Origin of the sequence: Streptomyces sp. NPDC004629, assembly GCF_042873595.1 — a bacterium.
GTDB lineage: Bacteria > Actinomycetota > Actinomycetes > Streptomycetales > Streptomycetaceae > Streptomyces.
Genome location: NZ_JBIALO010000005.1, coordinates 14,412 through 37,339, shown reverse-complemented (window position 1 = coordinate 37,339; position 22,928 = coordinate 14,412). Strand labels below are relative to the sequence as shown.

Sequence of the window (22,928 nt, the reverse complement as noted above, 5' to 3'; positions counted from 1 at the left end):
GCCTGCGATCGTGCTCGTGGGGCCGATGGGGGTGGGTAAGTCCACCGTCGGGGAACTACTGGCCGTCCGCCTCGGCGTGCCCTACCGGGACACCGACGACGACATCGTGGCCGCCGAGGCGCGGACCATCGCCGAGATCTTCGTGGATGACGGCGAGGCCGCGTTCCGCGCGATCGAGAAGCGGGCGGTGCGCACCGCGCTCGCCGAGCACGCAGGCGTGCTGGCGCTGGGCGGCGGCGCGATCCTCGACGCGGACACCCGCGCCCTGCTGTCCGGGCACCGGGTGGTCTACCTCTCCATGGACGTGGAGGAGGCGGTCAGGCGCACCGGTCTGAACGTGGCCCGGCCGCTGCTGGCGGTCAATCCGCGCCGGCAGTGGCGGGACCTGATGGAGGCGCGCCGGCACCTGTACGAGGAGGTCGCCACCGCGGTCGTGGCCACCGACGGCCGCACGCCCGAAGAGGTCACCCAAGAGGCCCTGAACGCACTGGAGTTGAAGGAAGCATGAGCGAGACGGTGACGCGGATCCAGGTCGGCGGCACAGCGGGCACGGAACCCTACGAGGTCCTGGTCGGCCGCCGGCTCCTGGGCGAACTGCCCCGCCTGGTGGGGCCGCGGGCCAAGCGGGTCGCGGTCGTCCACCCCGAAGCGCTGGCCGAGACCGGCGACGCGCTCCGCGCCGACCTGGCCGAGCAGGGCTACGAGGCGATCGCCGTCCAGGTGCCGAACGCGGAGGAGGCCAAGACCGCCGAGGTCGCCGCCTACTGCTGGAAGGCGCTCGGCCAGTCCGGGTTCACCCGCACCGACGTCATCGTCGGCGTGGGCGGCGGCGCGACCACCGACCTCGCCGGATTCGTCGCCGCGACCTGGCTGCGCGGCGTCCGCTGGATCGCCGTACCGACGACCGTGCTGGCCATGGTGGACGCGGCGGTCGGCGGCAAGACCGGGATCAACACGGCCGAGGGCAAGAACCTCGTCGGCGCCTTCCATCCGCCCGCGGGCGTGCTGTGCGACCTCGCCGCGCTGGAGACGCTCCCCGTGCACGACTACGTCTCCGGTCTCGCCGAGATCATCAAGGCCGGGTTCATCGCCGACCCGGTCATCCTGGACCTCATCGAGTCGGACCCCGAGGCAGCCCGCACCCCGGCCGGTCCGCACACGGCCGAACTGATCGAGCGCTCGATCCGGGTGAAGGCGGAGGTGGTCTCCGCCGACCTGAAGGAGTCCGGCCTGCGGGAGATCCTCAACTACGGCCATACGCTCGGCCACGCCATCGAGAAGAACGAACGCTACCAATGGCGGCACGGCGCGGCCGTGGCCGTGGGCATGCACTTCGCCGCCGAACTCGGCCGTCTCGCGGGCCGGTTGGACGACGCGACCGCCGACCGCCACCGCACCGTCCTGGAGTCGGTGGGGCTGCCCCTGCACTACCGCCACGACCAGTGGCCCAAGCTGGTGGAGACGATGAGGGTCGACAAGAAGTCCCGCGGCGACCTGCTGCGCTTCATCGTCCTGGACGGGCTCGCCAAGCCCACCGTCCTGGAGGGACCGGACCCGGCCGTGCTGCTCGCCGCCTACGGCGAAGTGGGGCAGTAAGTCCGCCCGCGCTCCATCCGTCCGATTCGCCTCGCGGAGCGGGCACTTCGGACCGTCCTCGGCCGTTTCACCAAACGACGGCCGGGGACGGTACCGTTCGGTAGCGAGCGGGGGCTCGCACTCCGTGGCCGGCGCCCAGGGCCAGCGGCGGAGTGAGCCCGAGAAGAACGAGACGGAGTGGCACCGGATGCAGCACGCAGTGGGGTCACCGCTGCCGCCGCCCCACCAGCCGGGGCAGGAACCGGCCGCCGGCTGGTCGCCGGCCGCACACCACCCGGGAGCGGGAGCCCACCAGGGTCCCGCCCCCGTGCCCCCGCCGCCACCCGTGCCGGGCTTCACCGGCGCCCCAGCGGGACCGGTGCCGCCCGCACCCCCGCGGCACACCCCCGCCCCGTCCGCCCCGCCCGTGCCGGACAGCACCGGGCATGTGCCGTTGCCACCGGGCGGCCCCGTCCCCGCGCCCAGCACACCGCCCGCCACCGCCACCGCGCCGGACGCGACCACCACGACGCTGGCCGTGCTGCTCATCGGCCCCGCGGGCGCGGGCAAGACGAGCGTCGCCAAGTACTGGGCGGACCACCGACGGGTCCCCACCGCCCACATCAGCCTCGACGACGTACGCGAATGGGTACGCTCCGGCTTCGCCGACCCCCAGACCGGCTGGAACGACCACTCCGAAGCGCAGTACCGGCTGGCCCGCCGCACCTGCGGTTTCGCCGCGCGCAACTTCCTGGCCAACGGCATCTCCTGCATCCTCGACGACGCCGTGTTCCCGGACCGTCCGGTGGTGGGCCTCGGCGGCTGGAAGCGGCATGTCGGCCCCGGCCTGCTCCCGGTCGTGCTGCTGCCCGGCCTCGACATCGTCCTGGAGCGCAACGCCGAACGCACCGGCAACCGCAGGCTGACCGACGAGGAGGTCGCCCGCATCCACGGCCGCATGGCCGGGTGGTACGGCTCGGGGCTGCCGATCATCGACAATTCCCAGCTGGACGTGCCCGGCACGGCCCGCGTCCTGAACGACGTCCTGGCCAGGGCGATAGCGAGCCCGCCCACCTGGTGAACCGGGACGGGCACACCCCTCGCCGGCGCCCGCGGACCGGCCGCGCGGCACCCCTGCCCGGACCCGGGACACGGCCGTCCGCGCCCCCGATCCCTCGAACGGCAGCCTCTCAACCGGCACAATCCGGTCACCGCTTCTAGGCTCGACTCATGTCAGAGGTGTACGTGAACCGCCGCTCCCGCCTGAGGGAGCGCTGCACCGCGGCCGGCACCGCGGCGGCGCTCGTCACCCGCCCCGCCAATGTGCGCTATCTCGCCGGCGCCGCCCCGCAGGGCGCGGTCATGCTCCTCGGCAGCAGCGAGGACCTGTTGGTGTGCGCCGAACCGCCCGACGACCGCCCCACCGAGGGACGGCCGGACGAGAACCTGCGCGTGCACGTCCTGCCCACGCCCGGTAGTGACCCGGCCGTGGCCGCCGCGGGTCTCGCCGCCGGCCAGGGGGCCGACACCCTCGCGGTCGAGGAACACCACCTCACCATGGCCCGCTACCGGGCCGCCGTCTCCGCCGCCCCCGGTCTGCGCCTCACCGATCTCGGCACGGCCGTCGAGCAGCTGCGGGTCGTCAAGGACGAGGAGGAGATCGCCTTTCTGCGGATCGGCGCGGAGATCGCCGACCAGGCCCTCGGCGAGCTGCTGGAGTCGATCCTGGTGGGCCGCACCGAGCGGCACCTCGCGCTGGAGCTGGAGCGGCGCCTGGTCGACCACGGCGCCGACGGGCCCGCGTTCCCGACCTCCGTCGCCACCGGACCCCACTCCGGGCGCCGCGGTCACCGCCCCACCGACCGGCGGGTCGAGGAGGGCGACTTCCTCTCCGTCTGCCTGGGCGCCGCGTACCGGGGCTATCGCTGCGAGATCGGCCGGACCTTCGTCATCGGCACGTCCCCCGCCGACTGGCAGGTCGAGCTGTACGACCTGGTCTTCGCCGCCCAGCGGGCCGGCCGGGAGGCCCTAGCGCCCGGCGCAGCGTTCCGCGACGTGGACCGCGCCGCCCGTCAGGTGCTGGACTGCGCGGGCTACGGCGAGGGGCTGCCACCCGTCACCGGACACGGTGTCGGACTCGAAATCGACGAGGACCCTCAGTTGGGCCCCGCCGTCATGGGTAAACTGGACGCTTGCGTGCCGGTCACCGTCGAGCCGGGGGTCCACCTCCCGGGACGGGGCGGTGTCCGGATCGATGACACGCTCGTCGTGCGCCCCGAGGCGGACGGCGGACCCGAGCTACTCACCATCACGACCAAGGAGCTGCTCGCGCTGTAGCGAACGCAGGGAGGTGCAGGCACGTCCCGGCGCCGCTCGGTTCGTGCCCCGGGGTCGTCCACGTCAGTCCAGGAGATTCCGCAACCGTGGCTTCCACGAACGACCTCAAGAACGGCCTGGTGCTCAAGCTCGAAGGCGGCCAGCTCTGGTCCGTCGTCGAGTTCCAGCACGTCAAGCCCGGCAAGGGCCCGGCATTCGTGCGTACCAAGCTCAAGAACGTGCTCTCCGGCAAGGTCGTCGACAAGACCTTCAACGCCGGTGTCAAGGTCGAGACGGCCACTGTCGACAAGCGCGACATGCAGTTCTCGTACATGGACGGCGACTACTTCGTCTTCATGGACATGGAGACCTACGACCAGCTGCACATCGACCGCAAGGTCGTCGGCGACGCCGCCAACTTCCTGATCGAGGGTTTCGAGGCCACCGTGGCGCAGCACGAGGGCGAGGTGCTCTTCGTGGAGCTGCCCGCCGCCGTCGAGCTGACCATCCAGGAGACCGAGCCCGGCGTCCAGGGCGACCGCTCCACCGGCGGCACCAAGCCCGCCACGCTGGAGACCGGCCACCAGATCCAGGTTCCGCTCTTCATCACCACCGGTGAGAAGATCAAGGTCGACACCCGCACGAGCGACTACCTCGGCCGGGTGAACAGCTAACCGTGGCTGCCCGCAACACGGCCCGCAAACGTGCCTTCCAGATCCTCTTCGAGGCCGACCAGCGCGGTGCCGGGGTCCTGACGGTCCTCGCTGACTGGATCCGGCTCTCGCGGACCGACCCCCGGCAGCCGCCGGTGAGCGAGTACACGATGCAGCTGGTCGAGGGCTACGCGGAGCACGCGGAGCGCATCGACGAGCTGATCGCCCAGTACTCGGTCGGCTGGACGCTCGACCGGATGCCGGTCGTGGACCGCAACATCCTGCGGCTCGGCGCCCACGAGCTGATCTGGGGCGACGAGACCCCGGACGCCGTCGTCCTCGACGAGATGGTGCAGTTGGCCAAGGAGTTCTCCACGGACGAGTCGCCCGCGTTCGTCAACGGGCTGCTCGGCCGGCTGAAGGAGCTGAAGCCCTCGCTGCGGCGCGATTAGACCGGCCCGCGCCCGCAGGCTGCCGGGGCGCCGCGGGAAGGCTGCAGAAGGGCGCCTGCGGCGCTCCTCGGGGTGCTCACGCAGGTTGTCGCGCCCCCCTGCGAGGTCGTACGACGGCAAAAACCGCCGGGGTGGCCACGGCACGGCGCGCGTCCGCGTCCAGCACGCCCCAGCTGATCAGCTGCTCGGTGAGGACCGACGGCGACTGGTCGTAGATGACGGCGAGTGTGCGCAGGTCGTCCTGGCGGATCGACAGCACCTTGCCGTTGTAGTCTCCGCGCTGCGACTGGATCGTCGCCGCGTAACGCTGCAGGGGACCCGCCTTCTCGGCCGGCACGGTGGCCAGCCGCTCCAGGTCCAGGACCAGCTTGGGCGGCGGCTCGGCGGCGCCGCCCGGGGTCGTGCCGGGCAGCAGTTCCTGCACGGGAACGCCATAGAAGTCCGCCAGCTCCGCGAGGCGCTGCACGGTCACGGCGCGGTCGCCGCGCTCGTACGAGCCGACGACGACTGCCTTCCAGCGGCCCTGGGACTTCTCCTCGACACCGTGGAGGGAAAGGCCCTGCTGGGTGCGGATGGCCCGGAGCTTGGCCCCGAGCTGTTTGGCGTATTCGCTGGACATATAGCTCCCCGGACACTGTGTCGACGCGGCCGGCTGCGATTCCCGCCGCGCGGCTGGTAACTCACTGTGAGGTTACGCAGCGTGACACTTCTGCGTCAAGCCGAATGGTCCACACCGACTCTTCCGTGGTGCCGGCGAACGATTGCGCCAATCGGGTGACTAGGGTGGTCCGGGCGACCTGCTACGGTAGATGGCGCAATTCCGACGTCCTTTAAGGTCCGTCCCGTGAGGCGGAGAAGGAGGTCCGTTTCGTATGGACATGCAAGCGTCCGATGCCCGGCCCGTGCTCGAAGGTGCCGACATCGCGCGGGTGTTGACCCGCATCGCCCACGAGATCGTCGAGCGCGCCAAGGGCGCCGACGACGTGGTGCTCCTCGGCATTCCGACCCGGGGTGTCTTCCTCGCGCAGCGGCTCGCCGCCAAGCTCGCCGAGATCACCGACCGCAAGGTTCCGGCCGGCTCGCTCGACATCACGATGTACCGCGACGACCTGCGTCTGCACCCGCCGCGCGCGCTGGCCCGCACCGACATCCCCGGTGACGGCATCGACGGCCGGCTGGTCGTCCTCGTCGACGACGTGCTCTTCTCCGGCCGCACCATCCGCGCCGCCCTCGACGCCCTTGGCGACATCGGGCGCCCCCGTGCCGTGCAGCTCGCGGTCCTCGTCGACCGTGGCCACCGCGAGTTGCCCATCCGCGCCGACTACGTCGGCAAGAACCTCCCCACGTCGCTGCGGGAGACGGTCAAGGTCCAGCTCACCGAGGAGGACGGTCGCGACACTGTGCTGCTCGGCGTCAAGCAGGCCGCCCCGGGCGATCAGTAGCACGTCGGCGCGCGCCGTGCGCCGCGTCACCGTGCCCACGCCTGCCCGGATTCTCCCGATACCTGAACTGCCTTACGGAGCCTGACAGATGCAGCGCCATCTCATCTCGGCCGCCGACCTCACCCGCGACGACGCCGTCCTGATCCTCGACACCGCCGAGGAGATGGCCCGGGTCGCCGACCGGCCGATCAAGAAGCTGCCGACCCTGCGCGGCCGCACGATCGTCAACCTCTTCTTCGAGGACTCCACCCGCACCCGGATCTCCTTCGAGGCCGCCGAGAAGCGGCTGTCCGCGGACGTCATCAACTTCACCGCCAAGGGGTCCAGCGTCTCCAAGGGCGAGTCCCTGAAGGACACCGCACAGACCCTGGAGGCCATGGGCGTCGACGCCGTCGTCATCCGGCACGGCGCCTCCGGCGCCCCCTACCGCCTGGCCAACTCCGGCTGGATCGACGCCGCCGTGATCAACGCCGGCGACGGCACCCACCAGCACCCCACCCAGGCGCTGCTCGACGCGTTCACCATGCGCCGCCGGCTGGTCGGCCGGGACGCCGGACTCGGCCGGGACCTCGCCGGCCGGCGCATCACCGTCGTCGGTGACGTCCTGCACAGCCGCGTCGCCCGCTCCAACGTCGACCTGCTGCACACCCTGGGCGCCGAGGTCACCCTGGTCGCCCCGCCCACCCTGCTGCCGGTCGGCATCGGGGCATGGCCCTGCGAGGTCTCCTACGACCTCGACGCCACGCTGCCCAAGTCCGACGCGGTGATGATGCTGCGGGTGCAGCGGGAGCGGATGAGCGCCGCCTTCTTCCCGACCGAGCGCGAGTACGCCCGGCGCTACGGCCTCGACGCCGACCGGATGGCGCGGATGCCCGAGCACGCCATCGTCATGCACCCCGGCCCGATGGTCCGCGGCATGGAGATCACCGCCGAGGTCGCCGACTCCGACCGCTGCACCGCCGTCGAACAGGTCACCAACGGAGTGTCCATCCGGATGGCCGTGCTCTACCTGCTGCTCGGCGGCAACGAGCCCGCCGTCACCCAGGCCCGCACCACCGAGGAGAAGTGAGAACCATGAGCAAGATCCTGATCCGTGGTGCCGAGGTGCTCGGCGGTGCAGCGCAGGACGTCCTGATCGACGGCGAGACCATCGCCGCCGTGGGTAGCGGGCTCGACGCCGCGGGCGCCGAGGTCGTCGACGCCGCCGGGAAGGTCCTGCTCCCCGGCCTCGTCGACCTGCACACCCATCTGCGCGAGCCCGGCCGCGAGGACTCCGAGACCGTGCTGACCGGCACCCGCGCCGCCGCCTCGGGCGGCTACACCGCCGTGTTCGCCATGGCCAACACCTTCCCGGTCGCCGACACCGCGGGCGTGGTCGAGCAGGTCTACCGGCTCGGGCGGGAGCACGGCTACTGCGACGTACAGCCGATCGGCGCCGTCACCGTCGGCCTGGAAGGCAAGCAGCTCGCCGAACTGGGCGCCATGCACGAGTCCGCCGCGGGCGTCACCGTCTTCTCCGACGACGGCAAGTGCGTCGACGACGCCGTGATCATGCGGCGCGCGCTGGAGTACGTGAAGGCGTTCGGCGGAGTGGTCGCCCAGCACGCGCAGGAGCCGCGGCTGACCGAGGGCGCCCAGATGAACGAGGGCGTCGTCTCCGCCGAGCTGGGCCTGGGCGGCTGGCCCGCGGTCGCCGAGGAATCGATCATCGCGCGCGACGTGCTGCTCGCCGAGCATGTCGGCTCCCGCGTCCACATCTGCCATCTGTCCACCGCGGGATCCGTGGAGATCGTCCGCTGGGCCAAGTCCCGCGGCATCGCCGTCACCGCCGAGGTCACCCCGCACCACCTGCTGCTCACCGACGAACTGGTGCGCTCGTACGACCCGGTCTACAAGGTCAACCCGCCGCTGCGCACCGAGCGCGATGTGCGGGCCCTGCGCGAGGCCCTTGCCGACGGCACGATCGACATCGTCGCGACCGACCACGCCCCGCACCCGCACGAGGACAAGGACTGCGAGTGGGCCGCGGCCGCCATGGGCATGGTCGGCCTGGAGACGGCGCTGTCGGTGGTGCAGGAGACCATGGTCGACACCGGTCTGCTGGACTGGGCGGGCGTCGCCGACCGCATGTCGTTCGCCCCCGCGCGCATCGGCCGGGCCACCGGCCACGGCCGTCCCGTCTCGGCAGGCGAGCCCGCCCACCTCACCCTGGTCGACACGGCATACCGTGGCCGGGTGGACCCCGCGGGCTTCGCCTCGCGCAGCCGCAACACCCCGTACGAGGGTCGCGAGCTGCCGGGCCGTGTCACCCACACATGGCTGCGGGGCAAGGCCACGCTCGTCGACGGGAAGCTCACGTGACACCTGCACCACTGCTCGCGGCCGGACTGGCGCCCGCGCTCGCCGCCGAACAGAAGTCGGCCCCGGTCACCGACTGGGCCGCCCGGATCGGCTGGCTCGTCGCACTCGCCCTCTTCGTGGCGCTCGTCTACTGGCTGATGCGCGAGGGCTGGAAGTGGCGCGGCCACCTCCAGGGCGACCTGCCCGCGTTGCCGGCCCGCCCGTCTCCTTCCGCCACCCTCGACGGAGGCGGCGAGCCGCCCCTGCCCGGAACGCCGCACGACCCCGGCCCGGCCACACTGACGATGAGCGGCCGCTACCACGGCTCCACCACCGCCGGGCAGTGGCTGGACCGCATCGTGGCGCACGGCCTGGGCACCCGCAGCCGCGCCGAGCTGACGCTGACGGACGCGGGCCTGGACGTCGTACGCCCGGGGGCCGCCGACTTCTTCGTCCCGGCCGGCGCGCTGCGCGAGGCCCGGCTCGACAAGGGCATCGCGGGCAAGGTCCTCACCGAGGGCGGCCTGCTCGTGGTGACCTGGGCGCACGGCGACCGGCTGATCGACTCCGGCTTCCGCTCCGACCGCGCGGCCGAGCACGGCGACTGGGTCGACGCCATCAACTCCATGATCAAGACAGACAGCACGGAAGGCGCCGAACGATGACGACCTCCACGAAGGAGAACGCCTCGCAGAGGAAAGGGGTGCTTCCCGCGGTACTCGTCCTGGAGGACGGCCGGATCTTCCGCGGCCGCGCCTACGGGGCCGTGGGGGAGACCTTCGGCGAGGCCGTGTTCGCCACCGGCATGACCGGCTACCAGGAAACCCTCACCGACCCGTCGTACGACCGCCAGATCGTCGTCGCGACCGCCCCGCAGATCGGCAACACCGGCTGGAACGACGAGGACGACGAGTCCCGCCGCATCTGGGTGTCCGGCTACGCGGTGCGCGACCCCGCGCGCGTGCCGTCCAACTGGCGCGCCAGGCGCTCCCTGGACGACGAACTGCTCGCGCAGAACGTCGTCGGCATCTCCGGGATCGACACCCGCGCCCTCACCCGCCATCTGCGCGAGCGCGGCTCCATGCGGGCCGGAGTCTTCTCCGGCGACGCGATCGCCGCCGACGCGGACCTCCTCGCGCGCGTGCGGGCCCAGCCGCACATGAAGGGCGCGAGCCTCTACGAGGAGGTCGCCACCAAGGAGGCGTACGTGGTCCCGGCGATCGGCGGGAAACGGTTCACCGTCGCCGCGATCGACCTCGGGATCAAGGGCATGACCCCGCACCGCATGGCCGAGCGGGGCATCGAGGTCCATGTGCTGCCCGCCACCGCCACCCCCGAGGACGTGTACGCCGTCGCGCCCGACGGCGTGTTCTTCTCCAACGGGCCCGGCGACCCGGCCACCGCCGACGGCCCGGTGGCGCTGATGACCGCCGTCCTCGAACGGCGCACGCCGCTGTTCGGGATCTGCTTCGGCAACCAGATCCTGGGCCGCGCCCTCGGCTTCGGCACCTACAAGCTCAAGTACGGCCACCGGGGCATCAACCAGCCGGTGCAGGACCGTACGACCGGCAAGGTGGAGGTCACCGCGCACAACCACGGCTTCGCCGTGGACGCGCCGCTCGACCGGGTCAGCGAGACGCCCTTCGGCCGCGCCGAGGTGTCCCACGTCTGCCTCAACGACGACGTCGTGGAGGGGCTGCACCTGCTCGACCAGCCGGCCTTCTCCGTCCAGTACCACCCCGAAGCGGCAGCGGGCCCGCACGACGCCGCCTACCTGTTCGACCGCTTCGTATCCCTGATGGAGGGCCAGCGTGCCTAAGCGCACCGATATCCAGTCCGTCCTGGTCATCGGCTCGGGTCCGATCGTCATCGGCCAGGCCGCCGAGTTCGACTACTCCGGTACGCAGGCGTGCCGGGTGCTCAGGGCCGAGGGACTGCGCGTCGTCCTCGTCAACTCCAACCCCGCGACGATCATGACCGACCCGGAGATCGCCGACGCCACCTACGTCGAGCCGATCACCCCGGAGTTCGTCGAGAAGATCATCGCCAAGGAGCGCCCCGACGCCCTGCTGCCCACCCTGGGCGGCCAGACGGCCCTCAACACCGCGATCTCGCTGCACGACAACGGCGTCCTGGAGAAGTACGGCGTCGAGCTGATCGGCGCCCACGTGGACGCCATCCACAAGGGCGAGGACCGCGACCGGTTCAAGGAGGTCGTGGCGGAGGTCCGCCGCAAGACCGGACACGGCGAGTCCGCCCGCTCCGTGATCTGCCACTCCATGGACGAGGTGCTGGCGGGCGTCGACGAGCTCGGCGGCTACCCGGTCGTCGTCCGCCCCTCCTTCACCATGGGCGGCGCCGGTTCCGGCTTCGCCCACGACGAGGACGAACTGCGCCGCATCGCCGGCCAGGGCCTCACGCTGTCCCCGACCACCGAGGTGCTCCTGGAGGAGTCGATCCTCGGCTGGAAGGAGTACGAGCTGGAGCTGATGCGCGACAAGAACGACAACGTCGTGGTCGTCTGCTCCATCGAGAACTTCGACCCCATGGGCGTGCACACCGGTGACTCGATCACCGTCGCCCCGGCGATGACCCTGACCGACCGCGAGTACCAGATCCTGCGCGACATCGGCATCGCCGTGATCCGCGAGGTCGGCGTGGACACCGGCGGCTGCAACATCCAGTTCGCGGTGAACCCCGACGACGGCCGCGTGATCGTCATCGAGATGAACCCGCGCGTGTCGCGTTCGTCGGCCCTGGCCTCCAAGGCGACCGGCTTCCCGATCGCCAAGATCGCGGCCAAGCTCGCCGTCGGCTACACCCTCGACGAGATCCCGAACGACATCACCCAGGAGACCCCGGCCTCCTTCGAACCGACCCTCGACTACGTCGTCGTCAAGGCGCCGCGGTTCGCCTTCGAGAAGTTCCCGAGCGCCGACTCCACGCTGACCACCACCATGAAGTCGGTCGGCGAGGCCATGGCCATCGGCCGCAACTTCACCGAGGCCTTCCAGAAGGCGCTGCGCTCGCTGGAGAAGAAGGGCAGCCAGTTCACGTTCGTCGGCGCACCGGGCGACAAGACCGCCCTCCTCGCGGAGTCCGTGCGCCCCACGGACGGCCGGATCAACACCGTGATGCAGGCGATCCGCGCGGGCGCCACGCCCGAGGAGGTCTTCGAGGCCACCCGGATCGACCCGTGGTTCGTGGACCAGCTCTTCCTGATCAAGGAGATCGCGGACGAGCTGGGCGCCGCCGCCGAGCTGACCGCCGACCTGCTGGCCGAGGCCAAGCGGCACGGCTTCTCCGACCAGCAGATCGGCGAGATCCGCGGGCTGCGCGAGGACGTCGTCCGCGAGGTGCGGCACGCGCTCGGCATCCGCCCGGTGTACAAGACGGTCGACACGTGCGCCGCCGAGTTCGCCGCGCGGACGCCGTACTTCTACTCCTCCTACGACGAGGAGAGCGAGGTCGCGCCGCGCGAGAAGCCCGCGGTGATCATCCTGGGCTCCGGACCCAACCGCATCGGCCAGGGCATCGAGTTCGACTACTCCTGCGTGCACGCGTCCTTCGCGCTGTCCGACGCCGGGTACGAGACCGTGATGGTCAACTGCAACCCGGAGACCGTCTCCACGGACTACGACACCTCCGACCGCCTCTACTTCGAGCCGCTGACGCTGGAGGACGTGCTGGAGATCGTCCACGCGGAGTCGCAGGCCGGCCCGATCGCGGGCGTGATCGTGCAGCTCGGCGGCCAGACGCCGCTCGGCCTTGCGCAGGCACTCAAGGACAACGGCGTGCCGATCGTGGGGACCCCGCCCGAGGCCATCCACGCCGCCGAGGACCGCGGCGCCTTCGGCCGGGTGCTCGCGGAGGCCGGCCTGCCGGCCCCGAAGCACGGCACCGCCACCGCCTTCGCGGAGGCCAAGGCCATCGCCGACGAGATCGGCTACCCGGTCCTGGTGCGGCCCTCGTACGTCCTCGGCGGACGCGGCATGGAGATCGTCTACGACGAGACCCGCCTCGCCTCCTACATCGCCGAGTCCACCGAGATCAGCCCCTCCCGGCCGGTGCTCGTCGACCGGTTCCTCGACGACGCCATAGAGATCGATGTCGACGCGCTCTACGACGGCGAGGAGCTGTACCTCGGCGGGGTCATGGAGCACATCGAGGAGGCCGGCATCCACTCCGGCGACTCGGCGTGCGCGCTGCCGCCGATCACCCTCGGCGGCTTCGACATCAAGCGGCTGCGCGCCTCGACGGAGGCGATCGCCCGGGGCGTCGGCGTACGCGGCCTGATCAACATCCAGTTCGCGCTGGCCGGCGACATCCTGTACGTCCTGGAGGCCAACCCGCGCGCCTCCCGCACCGTCCCCTTCACCTCGAAGGCGACCGCGGTGCCGCTGGCCAAGGCCGCCGCCCGGATCTCGCTCGGCGCGACCGTCGCCGAACTGCGCGCCGAGGGGCTGCTCCCGGCGCACAGCGACGGCGGCGAGCTGCCGCTGGACGCGCCGATCTCCGTCAAGGAGGCCGTCATGCCCTGGTCGCGCTTCCGGGACATCCACGGCCGGGGCGTGGACACCGTGCTCGGCCCGGAGATGCGCTCCACCGGCGAGGTCATGGGCATCGACTCCGTCTTCGGCACGGCGTACGCCAAGTCGCAGTCGGGTGCGTACGGGCCGCTGCCGACGAAGGGGCGGGCGTTCATCTCGGTCGCCAACCGCGACAAGCGCTCCATGATCTTCCCGGCCCGGGAACTGGTCGCCCACGGCTTCGAACTGCTCGCCACCTCCGGCACCGCCGAGGTCCTCAAGCGCAACGGCATCAACGCCACGGTCGTGCGCAAGCAGTCCGAGGGCACAGGACCGAACGGCGAGCGGACCATCGTCCAGCTCGTGCACGACGGGGAGGTCGACCTCATCGTGAACACGCCCTACGGCACCGGCGGCCGCCTCGACGGCTACGAGATCCGCACGGCGGCGGTGGCCCGCTCGGTGCCCTGTCTGACGACGGTCCAGGCGCTCGCCGCGGCGGTCCAGGGCATCGACGCGCTCACCCACGGCGACGTGGGCGTCCGCTCGCTCCAGGAACACGCACACCACCTGACCGCGGCCCGCGACTAGCAGCCCCGAGGGGGACACCGGAAACGGTGTCCCCCTCGTCTTGGGGCCCTTCTTCAGGCCCTCTTGTCGGGGCTCCTCATGAGGACATCCACATGTACAAGCTCTTCTTCCGACTCGTCTTCACCCGGATGGACCCGGAGCGGGCGCACCGGCTCGCCTTCCGCTGGATCCGTCTCGCCGCCCGCGTCCCGGTGCTGCGCACGTTCCTCGCCGCCGCCCTCGCCCCCCGCCACAAGGAGCTGCGCACCGAGGCGTTCGGGCTGCGCATGCACGGCCCCTTCGGCCTCGCCGCCGGCTTCGACAAGAACGCCGTCGCGATCGACGGGATGGCGATGCTCGGCTTCGACCACGTCGAGGTCGGCACGGTGACCGGCGAGGCACAGCCCGGCAACCCGCGCAAGCGGCTGTTCCGGCTCGTCGCCGACCGGGCGCTGATCAACCGCATGGGGTTCAACAACGAGGGCTCGCTCGCCGTCGCCGCCCGGCTGGCCGCGCGCGAACCCGTCTTCCGGACCGTCGTGGGCGTCAACATCGGCAAGACCAAGGTCGTCCCCGAGACGGACGCGGTCGCCGACTACGTGAAGTCCGCCGAGCGGCTGGCACCGTACGCCGACTACCTGGTCGTGAACGTCTCGTCGCCCAACACGCCGGGACTGCGCGATCTGCAGGCCACCGAGGCGCTGCGCCCCCTGCTCACCGCGGTCCGCGCGGCCGCCGACCGCGCGGTGCCCGGCCGCCAAGTGCCGCTGCTGGTGAAGATCGCGCCCGACCTCGCCGACGAGGACGTCGACGCCGTCGCCGACCTCGCCGTGGAGCTGGGCCTGGACGGCATCATCGCCACGAACACCACCATCGCCCGCGACGGCCTCGGCCTTGCGACCGACCCGGCGCTCGTGAAGGAGACCGGCGGGCTCTCGGGAGCGCCCCTGAAGGCACGCTCCCTGGAGGTGCTGCGCCGCCTGTACGCGCGCGTGGGCGACCGGATCACCCTGGTGGGGGTCGGCGGCATCGAGAACGCCGAGGACGCCTGGGAGCGCATCCTGGCCGGCGCGACCCTGGTGCAGGGCTACAGCGCCTTCATCTATGAGGGGCCCTTCTGGGGCCGCGCCATCCACAAGGGTCTCGCCGCCCGCCTCCGCACCAGCCCGTACGCCACCCTCGCCGACGCGGTCGGCGCCGACGTGAAGAAGGCAGCCGCATGAGTGCCCACCCGTCACCCGACCACCAGCCCTCCGCGCGGCCGTCCGGGCGGACCACGCCGGCCGAACCCTTCGGCGCCCGCCTGCGCCGCGCCATGGACGAGCGGGGCCCGCTGTGCGTGGGCATCGACCCGCACGCCTCCCTGCTCGCCGAGTGGGGTCTGCACGACGACGTCGCCGGCCTGGAGCGGTTCAGCCGCACGGTCGTCGAGGCGGTGGCCGACCGGGTCGCGGTCCTCAAGCCGCAGAGCGCGTTCTTCGAGCGCTTCGGCTCGCGCGGCATCGCCGTCCTGGAGACGTCGGTCCGGGAGGCGCGCGCGGCCGGCGCCCTGGTCGTCATGGACGCCAAGCGCGGGGACATCGGCTCGACCATGGCCGGCTACGCCGAGGCGTTCCTGCACCCGGACGCCCCGCTGTTCTCGGACGCCCTGACCGTCTCGCCGTACCTCGGCTACGGCTCGCTGAGCCCGGCCCTCGCCATGGCGCGGGAGAACGGAACGGGTGTGTTCGTGCTGGCGCTGACCTCCAACCCGGAGGGCGCCGAGGTGCAGCACGCGGTGCGCGCGGACGGCCGGACCGTCGGCGCGACGATGCTGGCCCACCTGGCCGCGGAGAACGCGGGTGCCACGCCCCTCGGCTCGTTCGGCGCGGTCGTGGGCGCCACGCTGGGCGACCTGTCTGCCTACGACCTCGACATCAACGGGCCGCTCCTGGCACCCGGCATCGGCGCCCAGGGGGCGAGCCCCGCGGATCTGCCGGGGCTCTTCGGGCCGGCCGTGCGCAACGTCGTACCGCACATCAGCCGGAGTGTTCTTCGTCACGGTCCCGAGGTCGGGGCGTTGCGGGCCGCCGCGGAACGCTTCGCGGACGCGATCCGGGCCGGTGTGACGGGTGCCTGAGTCCCGCGACGGGTGCTCCAAGGAGTGCCGCCGGGCCGCCTTGAGCCTGAATACATCCTCAAATCTGGGGCAATATGTCTCAAATGTCTGGCCTGATGGAGGCTGACCAGGACTTTTCCGCTGTTCTCGCTGACTCTGGCGGACTTGCCCGCTAGTCTCCGAGCAGTGGGGACACCTCCCACGCTCCTCAAGGCAGTGGGGGAGAACGGGCAGCGTGTTGCTCGTGCCTCCCCAGGTGTGGGGCGACTAGGTTCCTCACCGGTCCGTATCCGACAGTTCGACATCCGAGGTGACGTAGGCGTGGCTCTTCCGCCCCTTACCCCTGAACAGCGCGCAGCCGCGCTCGAAAAGGCCGCCGCGGCTCGCCGGGAGCGGGCCGAGGTCAAGAATCGACTCAAGCACTCCGGCGCCTCCCTCCACGAGGTCATCAAGCAGGGTCAGGAGAACGAAGTCATCGGCAAGATGAAGGTCTCCGCCCTGCTGGAGTCCCTGCCGGGCGTGGGCAAGGTCCGCGCCAAGCAGATCATGGAGCGACTCGGGATCTCCGAGAGCCGCCGGGTGCGCGGCCTCGGTTCCAACCAGATCGCCTCCCTGGAGCGCGAGTTCGGCAGCACCGGCTCCTGAGTCCCGGGCACCCCGGGATTGCTGGAATAATCGCTGCATGAGTGAACGTCCGCGGCTGACCGTGCTCTCCGGCCCCTCCGGGGTCGGCAAGAGCACGGTCGTCGCCCATATGCGCAAGGAACACCCTGAGGTCTGGCTCTCGGTGTCGGCGACCACCCGCGCGCCCCGCCCCGGCGAGCAGCACGGCGTCCACTACTTCTTCGTCACCGACGAGGAGATGGACAAGCTGATCGCCAACGGCGAGCTGCTGGAATGGGCCGAATTCGCCGGCAACCGCTACGGCACGCCGCGTGCCGCCGTGCTGGACCGCCTGGAGGCGGGCGAGCCCGTCCTCCTGGAGATCGACCTCCAGGGCGCCCGGCAGGTCCGCGAGTCCATGCCGGAGGCCCAGCTGGTGTTCCTGGCTCCGCCCTCCTGGGAGGAGCTGGTGCGCAGGCTCACCGGCCGCGGCACCGAGCCGCCCGAGGTGATCGAGCGCCGCCTGGAGGCGGCCAGGATCGAGCTGGCGGCCGAGCCGGAGTTCGACGAGACCTTGGTCAACACCTCCGTCGAGGATGTGGCGCGCGAGCTGCTAGCCTTGATGGACGTTGTGTGATTGTGTCTGATCTTTTCCCATCTTTCGGAAGGTAGAGCGTGTCCTCTTCCATCACCGCGCCCGAGGGCATCATCAACCCGCCGATCGACGAGTTGCTTGAGGCCACCGACTCGAAGTACAGCCTCGTGATCTACGCGGCCAAGCGTGCCCGCCAGATCAACGCGTACTACTCGCAGCTCGGCGAGGGCCTGCTGGAGTACGTCGGTCCGCTCGTCGACACCCATGTCCACGAGAAGCCGCTCTCGATCGCCCTGCGCGAGATCAACGCGGGTCTGCTGACCTCCGAGGCCATCGAGGGCCCGGCGCAGTAACCCGCGCGGTCAGCGGGAACACGCGCAGTCGTACGTTCAGACTGCGGTTGGCTTTTCCACAGGCCCGGCAGCACGACTGCCGGGCCTGTGGTCTGCTCGGGGGTGCGGGGAACGCGTACCCCGCCGTCGTGCAGCATGGGGATGTACGTTCCGAGTCCGGGGAGAGACGGTGGACAAGCCGAAGGTCGTTCTGGGGGTCAGCGGCGGCATCGCCGCGTACAAGGCCTGTGAGCTGCTGCGCAGATTCACCGAGTCGGGCCACGACGTGCGCGTCGTCCCCACCGCCGCCGCGCTGCACTTCGTCGGCGCCGCCACCTGGTCCGCCCTGTCCGGCAAACCCGTCGCCACCGAGGTCTGGGACGACGTCCACGAGGTCCCGCACGTCCGCATCGGCCAGCACGCCGACCTCGTGGTGGTGGCCCCCGCGACGGCCGACATGCTCGCCAAGGCCGCCCACGGCCTCGCCGACGACCTGCTGACCAACACGCTCCTGACGGCCCGCTGCCCGGTCGTCTTCGCCCCGGCCATGCACACGGAGATGTGGGAGCACCCGGCCACCCAGGAGAACGTGGCGACGCTGCGCCGCCGGGGTGCCGTCGTCATCGAGCCCGCGGTCGGGCGGCTGACCGGCGTCGACACCGGCAAGGGGCGGCTGCCCGATCCCGTGGAGATCTTCGAGGTCTGCCGGCGGGTGCTGGCCCGCGGGGTCACCGAGCCCGACCTGACCGGCCGGCATGTCGTCGTCTCCGCCGGCGGCACCCGCGAACCCCTCGACCCGGTCCGCTTCCTCGGTAACCGCTCCTCCGGCAAGCAGGGCTACGCCCTCGCGCGCACGGCCGCCGCACGGGGCGCCCGAGTGACCCTGGTCGCGGCGAACACCGGCCTGCCCGACCCGGCCGGCGTGGACGTCGTCCGGGTCGGCACCGCGGTCCAGCTGCGCGAGGCGGTGCTCAAGGCCGCCGCGGACGCCGACGCCGTGGTGATGGCCGCGGCCGTGGCCGACTTCCGTCCGGCCCGCTACGCCACCGGGAAGATCAAGAAGAAGGACGGCCAGGACCCGGAGCCCGTCGCCCTGGTACGCAATCCGGACATCCTCGCGGAGATCTCGGCCGAGCGGGCGCGGCCCGGACAGGTGATCGTCGGCTTCGCCGCCGAGACCGACGACGTCCTCGCCAACGGCCGGGCGAAGCTGGCGCGCAAGGGGTGCGACCTCCTCGTGGTGAACGAGGTGGGGGAGGGAAAGACATTCGGTTCCGAGGAGAACGAGGCCCTGGTGCTGGGCGCCGACGGCAGCGAGACGCCCGTGCCGCACGGCCCCAAGGAGGCCCTTGCCGAGGCAGTCTGGGACCTGGTGCGCGGCCGTCTGGCCTGAAGTGTTTCAGTCGTTCGACGATTTGCTCGAACCCGACATTCTCGCGGGAAGCCTCTGGCCAACGGGACCGGGCATTGGGCAGAATGCCCGTGCCGCAGGTCACGGCGCCCCCGAGAACTGGAGGGCGCGCCCCCGTCGAGCAAAGGCGAGAGCGGGGGAGGGTGCCCCTGCGACGGAGTGCGACCGATAAACTGTTGGCGGACGTCGCCGGGCGCAGCCCCCGCGTCGTCCGCCAATGATCAGCCAGCAGCCGCTGCAACCCCAGGGAGCGTTGTGTCCCGTCGCCTGTTCACCTCGGAGTCCGTGACCGAGGGCCACCCCGACAAGATCGCTGACCAGATCAGCGACACCATTCTCGACGCGCTCCTGCGCGAGGACCCGACGTCCCGGGTCGCCGTGGAGACGCTGATCACGACCGGCCTGGTGCATGTGGCCGGCGAGGTCACCACCAAGGCGTACGCGGACATCGCGAACCTGGTCAGGGGCACGATCCTGGGGATCGGCTACGACTCCTCGAAGAAGGGCTTCGACGGCGCCTCCTGCGGTGTGTCGGTGTCGATCGGCGCGCAGTCCCCGGACATCGCCCAGGGCGTGGACACGGCGTACGAGTCCCGGGTCGAGGGCGCCCTGCGAGGTGAGCAGGGTGACGATCTGGACAAGCAGGGCGCGGGCGACCAGGGCCTGATGTTCGGCTATGCGACCGACGAGACGCCGACGCTGATGCCGCTGCCGATCTTCCTGGCGCACCGGCTGTCCAAGCGGCTGTCCGACGTGCGCAAGAACGGCACGATCCCCTATCTGCGGCCGGACGGCAAGACACAGGTCACCATCGAGTACGACGGCGACAAGGCGGTGCGCCTGGACACGGTGGTCGTCTCCAGCCAGCACGCCTCGGACATCGACCTGGAGTCCCTGCTCGCCCCCGACATCCGTGAGTTCGTCGTCGAGCCGGAGCTGAAGGCGCTCCTGGACGAGGGCATCAAGCTGGACACGGAGGGCTACCGGCTGCTGGTGAACCCGACGGGCCGGTTCGAGATCGGCGGTCCGATGGGCGATGCGGGCCTGACCGGCCGGAAGATCATCATCGACACGTACGGCGGCATGGCGCGGCACGGCGGTGGCGCGTTCTCCGGCAAGGACCCGTCCAAGGTGGACCGCTCGGCGGCGTACGCGATGCGCTGGGTCGCGAAGAACGTGGTGGCCGCGGGCCTTGCCGCCCGCTGCGAGGTCCAGGTGGCGTACGCGATCGGCAAGGCCGAGCCGGTCGGTCTGTTCGTGGAGACCTTCGGCACGCACAAGGTCGAGCCCGAGCGGATCGAGAAGGCCATCGACGAGGTCTTCGACCTGCGCCCGGCCGCCATCATCCGCGACCTCGACCTGCTCCGCCCGATCTACGCGCAGACCGCCGCCTACGGCCACTTCGGCCGTGAGCTGCCGGACTTCACCTGGGAGCGCACGGACCGCGTGGACGCCCTGCGCCAGGCCGTGGGCCTGTAGTCCCGACGACGCCCGAAAACGAGGCCCGGCTTCCCGTGGGAAGCCGGGCCTCGCCGCGCCATGGCACGGGCGGCGCGCGGAAGGCACGGGCCCCGCATCCGGCCGCCGACGCGGCGGTCAGCCGTCGATTGTCGGTGGGGTTTGGTAAGAATGCAAGCGTGAGCAGCGAGAACGGGCAGCGGGACGGTGGAGCCGACGGGGCGCCGCCGGAGCAGCTCGCGCTCATCCGGGAGAGCGTGCGCGGTGCCAAGGCGCCGCGGGCCAAGCCGCGGACCTGGCGGGGTGCCGCACTGGCCAAGGAGCTGCCCGTCGCGCGGGTGCTGGTCGACAAGGGCGTGCTCCACCTCGACCGGTACTTCGACTACGCCGTGCCCGAGGAACTGGACGAGCAGGCACAGCCCGGGGTGCGGGTGCGGGTGCGGTTCGGGGCCGGCCGGCACCGGGTGCGGGAGGGGCGCCGGGAGGGCGGCGGGCTCATCGACGGGTTCCTCATCGAGCGGCGGGCCGAGTCCGACTATTCCGGGCCGCTGGCCGCGCTGGCCCAGGTGGTGTCCCCCGAGCCGGTGCTGAGCGAGGAGTCGCTGGGGCTCGCGCGTGCCGTCGCCGACCGGTACGCGGGCAGCCTCGCCGATGTGCTCCAGCTGGCCGTGCCGCCGCGCAGCGCGCGGGCCGAGGGGCGGCCGTCGCCCGCGCCGCTGCCACCGCCGGCGCCGCCCGAGGCCGGATCGTGGGCCCGGTACGAGCAGGGGGCGGCGTTCATCGGGTCGCTGGCCTCGGGGGGCACTCCGCGGGCCGTGTGGAACGCGCTGCCGGGCCCGCAGTGGAGCGAGGAACTGGCCCTCGCCGTCGCCGCCACGCTCGCCTCGGGGCGCGGCGCGCTCGTCGTCGTACCGGACGGGCGTGCCGCGGCCCGGGTGGACGCCGCGCTCACCGCGCGGCTCGGCCGGGGACGGCATGCACTGCTCACCGCGGACGCCGGGCCCGAGAAGCGGTACGGGCAGTGGCTCGCGGTGCGCCGGGGGGCGGTCCGGGCCGTTGTCGGGACGCGGGCCGCCATGTTCGCGCCGGTGCGGAACCTGGGGCTCCTCGCCATCTGGGACGACGGCGACGACAGCCACAGTGAGCCGCACGCCCCGCAGCCGCATGCCCGGGATGTGCTGCTGCTGCGCGCCGCCCTGGACAAGTGCGCTTTTCTGCTGGGGAGTTGGAGCTGCACTGTGGAGGCGGCGCAGCTGGTGGAGAGCGGCTGGGCGCGGCCCCTGGTCGCCGTCCGGGAGCAGGTGCGGCGGGCCGCCGCGCTGGTGCGGACCGTGGGCGACGGCGACCTGGCACGGGACGAGGCCGCCCGTGCCGCCCGGCTGCCGACGCCGGCCTGGCAGGCGGTCCGGGACGGACTGCGGCACGGCCCGGTGCTGGTGCAGGTGCCCCGGCGCGGATATGTGCCGCGCCTGGCCTGCGCGACGTGCCGGGCGCCCGCTCGGTGCCGGCACTGCTCCGGGCCGCTGGAGGCGCGGGACGCGGGGGCGTTGTGGTGCGGCTGGTGCGGTCGTGAGGAGGCCGGCTGGCACTGCCCGGAGTGCGGCTCGTTCCGGCTGCGCGCGCAGGTCGTGGGGGCGCGACGGACCGCCGAGGAACTGGGGCGGGCCTTTCCGGCGGTGCCGGTGCGCACCTCGGGGCGCGAGCAGGTGCTGGACACGGTGCCGGGGACGCCCGCGCTGGTGGTGAGCACACCGGGGGCCGAGCCGGTCGCCGAGGGCGGCTATGCGGCGGCGCTGCTCCTCGACGGCTGGGCCATGCTCGGCCGGCCGGACCTGCGCGCCGGGGAGGACGCGCTGCGGCGCTGGCTCGGGGCCGCGGCGCTGGTGCGGCCGCAGGGGGAAGGGGGCACGGTGGTGGTCGTCGCCGAGCCGACCCTGCGGCCGGTGCAGGCCCTGGTGCGGTGGGATCCGGTCGGGCACGCGGTGCGGGAGCTGGCGGAGCGGGCCGAGCTGGGGTTCCCGCCGGTCTCCCGGATGGCGGCCGTTTCGGGCCCGGTCGAGGCCGTGGCCGGATTCCTGGCGACGGTCGAACTCCCGCCGGACGCCGAGGTGTTGGGGCCCGTGCCGCTGCCGTTCGTGGCGGCCGGACGGCCCCGGCGTACCGGGGGGCCGCCGCCCGGGGAGCGGTGGGAACGGGCGCTGGTCCGGGTTCCGCCCGGCAGCGGGTCCGCGCTGGCGGCGGCACTGAAGACGGCCCAGGCGGCACGGATGGTACGGGGCGGCGGCGAGCCGGTACGGATCCGGATCGACCCCCCGGACATCGGCTGAGCGCTCCGCTGGGTGCGGCGCTGTGTCGTCGGTCGTCTGCGGTGCCGTCGTGGCTGGTCGCGCAGTTCCCCGCGCCCCTTTGGGCCGTCGGTTGTCTGCGGCGTCGTTGTGGCTGGTCGCGCAGTTCCTCGCGCCCCTTTGGGGCGTTGGTTGTCTGGGGCGTCGTTGTGGCTGGTCGCGCAGTTCCTCGCGCCCCTTTGGGGCGTTGGTTGTCTGCGGGGCGGTGG

Annotated in this window: 21 protein-coding genes; 20 read left to right on the top strand and 1 reads right to left on the bottom strand. The window is 72.0% G+C overall.

Going from position 1 to position 22,928, the window contains the following annotated elements:
• Positions 1-25 precede the first annotated feature (25 nt).
• The 6 genes from ACFYTE_RS08965 to nusB all read left to right on the top strand — a co-directional run bounded on the left by ACFYTE_RS08965 (position 26) and on the right by nusB (position 4,996).
• On the top strand, positions 26-508 hold the full coding sequence (locus ACFYTE_RS08965) for a shikimate kinase (RefSeq protein ID WP_388707577.1): 483 nt from the start codon (positions 26-28) through the stop codon (positions 506-508).
• The gene (aroB, locus tag ACFYTE_RS08960) at positions 505-1,596 is read left to right on the top strand and encodes a 3-dehydroquinate synthase (protein WP_388706907.1); all 1,092 of its coding nucleotides are present in this window, start codon (positions 505-507) and stop codon (positions 1,594-1,596) included. The genes ACFYTE_RS08965 and aroB overlap by 4 nt, the downstream gene beginning before the upstream one ends.
• Before the next feature lie 187 nt (positions 1,597-1,783).
• Positions 1,784-2,656, top strand: coding sequence for a Pro-rich N-terminal domain-containing protein (locus ACFYTE_RS08955; protein WP_388706905.1), 873 nt, complete (start codon positions 1,784-1,786; stop codon positions 2,654-2,656).
• 149 nt (positions 2,657-2,805) lie between these two features.
• Positions 2,806-3,912: an aminopeptidase P family protein gene (locus tag ACFYTE_RS08950; protein WP_388706902.1), complete on the top strand. Its 1,107-nt coding sequence runs from the start codon at positions 2,806-2,808 to the stop codon at positions 3,910-3,912.
• Positions 3,913-3,998: 86 nt separating this feature from the next.
• Positions 3,999-4,565 (top strand): elongation factor P, encoded by a 567-nt coding sequence (efp, locus tag ACFYTE_RS08945; RefSeq protein ID WP_388706899.1) that lies wholly within the window; start codon positions 3,999-4,001, stop codon positions 4,563-4,565.
• A gap of 2 nt (positions 4,566-4,567) precedes the next feature.
• A complete protein-coding gene (gene nusB, locus ACFYTE_RS08940; protein ID WP_388706896.1) occupies positions 4,568-4,996 on the top strand; it encodes a transcription antitermination factor NusB in 429 nt (142 codons plus the stop codon).
• 76 nt (positions 4,997-5,072) lie between these two features.
• On the opposite strand, the gene bldD is transcribed toward nusB, so the two are convergent.
• Positions 5,073-5,615, bottom strand: coding sequence for a transcriptional regulator BldD (gene bldD / locus ACFYTE_RS08935; RefSeq protein WP_388706893.1), 543 nt, complete (start codon positions 5,613-5,615; stop codon positions 5,073-5,075).
• A 253-nt stretch (positions 5,616-5,868) separates the two neighbouring features.
• Here bldD and pyrR point away from each other — a divergent pair, with 253 nt between their 5' ends.
• The 14 genes from pyrR to ACFYTE_RS08865 all read left to right on the top strand — a co-directional run bounded on the left by pyrR (position 5,869) and on the right by ACFYTE_RS08865 (position 22,701).
• On the top strand, positions 5,869-6,438 hold the full coding sequence (gene pyrR, locus ACFYTE_RS08930) for a bifunctional pyr operon transcriptional regulator/uracil phosphoribosyltransferase PyrR (protein WP_388706891.1): 570 nt from the start codon (positions 5,869-5,871) through the stop codon (positions 6,436-6,438).
• Positions 6,439-6,526: 88 nt separating this feature from the next.
• A complete protein-coding gene (locus tag ACFYTE_RS08925; RefSeq protein ID WP_388706888.1) occupies positions 6,527-7,507 on the top strand; it encodes an aspartate carbamoyltransferase catalytic subunit in 981 nt (326 codons plus the stop codon).
• Positions 7,508-7,512: 5 nt separating this feature from the next.
• Positions 7,513-8,799 carry a dihydroorotase gene (locus ACFYTE_RS08920; RefSeq protein ID WP_388706886.1) on the top strand — a complete coding sequence of 429 codons (1,287 nt, stop codon included), beginning with the start codon at positions 7,513-7,515 and terminating at the stop codon, positions 8,797-8,799.
• Positions 8,796-9,443 carry a hypothetical protein gene (locus tag ACFYTE_RS08915; protein WP_388706883.1) on the top strand — a complete coding sequence of 216 codons (648 nt, stop codon included), beginning with the start codon at positions 8,796-8,798 and terminating at the stop codon, positions 9,441-9,443. Before ACFYTE_RS08920 ends, ACFYTE_RS08915 begins: the two co-directional genes overlap by 4 nt.
• Positions 9,440-10,597, top strand: a complete 1,158-nt coding sequence (gene carA, locus ACFYTE_RS08910) for a glutamine-hydrolyzing carbamoyl-phosphate synthase small subunit (RefSeq protein ID WP_388706881.1) — start codon at positions 9,440-9,442, stop codon at positions 10,595-10,597. Before ACFYTE_RS08915 ends, carA begins: the two co-directional genes overlap by 4 nt.
• Positions 10,590-13,898, top strand: coding sequence for a carbamoyl-phosphate synthase large subunit (carB, locus tag ACFYTE_RS08905; RefSeq protein ID WP_388706878.1), 3,309 nt, complete (start codon positions 10,590-10,592; stop codon positions 13,896-13,898). Before carA ends, carB begins: the two co-directional genes overlap by 8 nt.
• Before the next feature lie 92 nt (positions 13,899-13,990).
• Positions 13,991-15,100 carry a quinone-dependent dihydroorotate dehydrogenase gene (locus ACFYTE_RS08900; protein WP_388706875.1) on the top strand — a complete coding sequence of 370 codons (1,110 nt, stop codon included), beginning with the start codon at positions 13,991-13,993 and terminating at the stop codon, positions 15,098-15,100.
• Entirely contained in the window at positions 15,097-15,996 is a 900-nt protein-coding gene (gene pyrF, locus ACFYTE_RS08895) for an orotidine-5'-phosphate decarboxylase (protein ID WP_388706872.1), read from the top strand. The genes ACFYTE_RS08900 and pyrF overlap by 4 nt, the downstream gene beginning before the upstream one ends.
• 300 nt (positions 15,997-16,296) lie before the next feature.
• Positions 16,297-16,620 carry an integration host factor gene (locus tag ACFYTE_RS08890; RefSeq protein WP_030810589.1) on the top strand — a complete coding sequence of 108 codons (324 nt, stop codon included), beginning with the start codon at positions 16,297-16,299 and terminating at the stop codon, positions 16,618-16,620.
• 37 nt (positions 16,621-16,657) lie between these two features.
• Positions 16,658-17,215 (top strand): guanylate kinase, encoded by a 558-nt coding sequence (gene gmk, locus ACFYTE_RS08885; RefSeq protein WP_388706869.1) that lies wholly within the window; start codon positions 16,658-16,660, stop codon positions 17,213-17,215.
• A gap of 38 nt (positions 17,216-17,253) precedes the next feature.
• Positions 17,254-17,526, top strand: a complete 273-nt coding sequence (gene rpoZ / locus ACFYTE_RS08880; RefSeq protein WP_005319902.1) for a DNA-directed RNA polymerase subunit omega — start codon at positions 17,254-17,256, stop codon at positions 17,524-17,526.
• Positions 17,527-17,695: 169 nt separating this feature from the next.
• Positions 17,696-18,898 carry a bifunctional phosphopantothenoylcysteine decarboxylase/phosphopantothenate--cysteine ligase CoaBC gene (gene coaBC / locus ACFYTE_RS08875; RefSeq protein WP_388706866.1) on the top strand — a complete coding sequence of 401 codons (1,203 nt, stop codon included), beginning with the start codon at positions 17,696-17,698 and terminating at the stop codon, positions 18,896-18,898.
• A 273-nt stretch (positions 18,899-19,171) separates the two neighbouring features.
• Positions 19,172-20,395, top strand: a complete 1,224-nt coding sequence (metK, locus tag ACFYTE_RS08870; protein ID WP_388706863.1) for a methionine adenosyltransferase — start codon at positions 19,172-19,174, stop codon at positions 20,393-20,395.
• A 158-nt stretch (positions 20,396-20,553) separates the two neighbouring features.
• Entirely contained in the window at positions 20,554-22,701 is a 2,148-nt protein-coding gene (locus ACFYTE_RS08865) for a primosomal protein N' (protein ID WP_388706861.1), read from the top strand.
• Positions 22,702-22,928 lie beyond the last annotated feature (227 nt).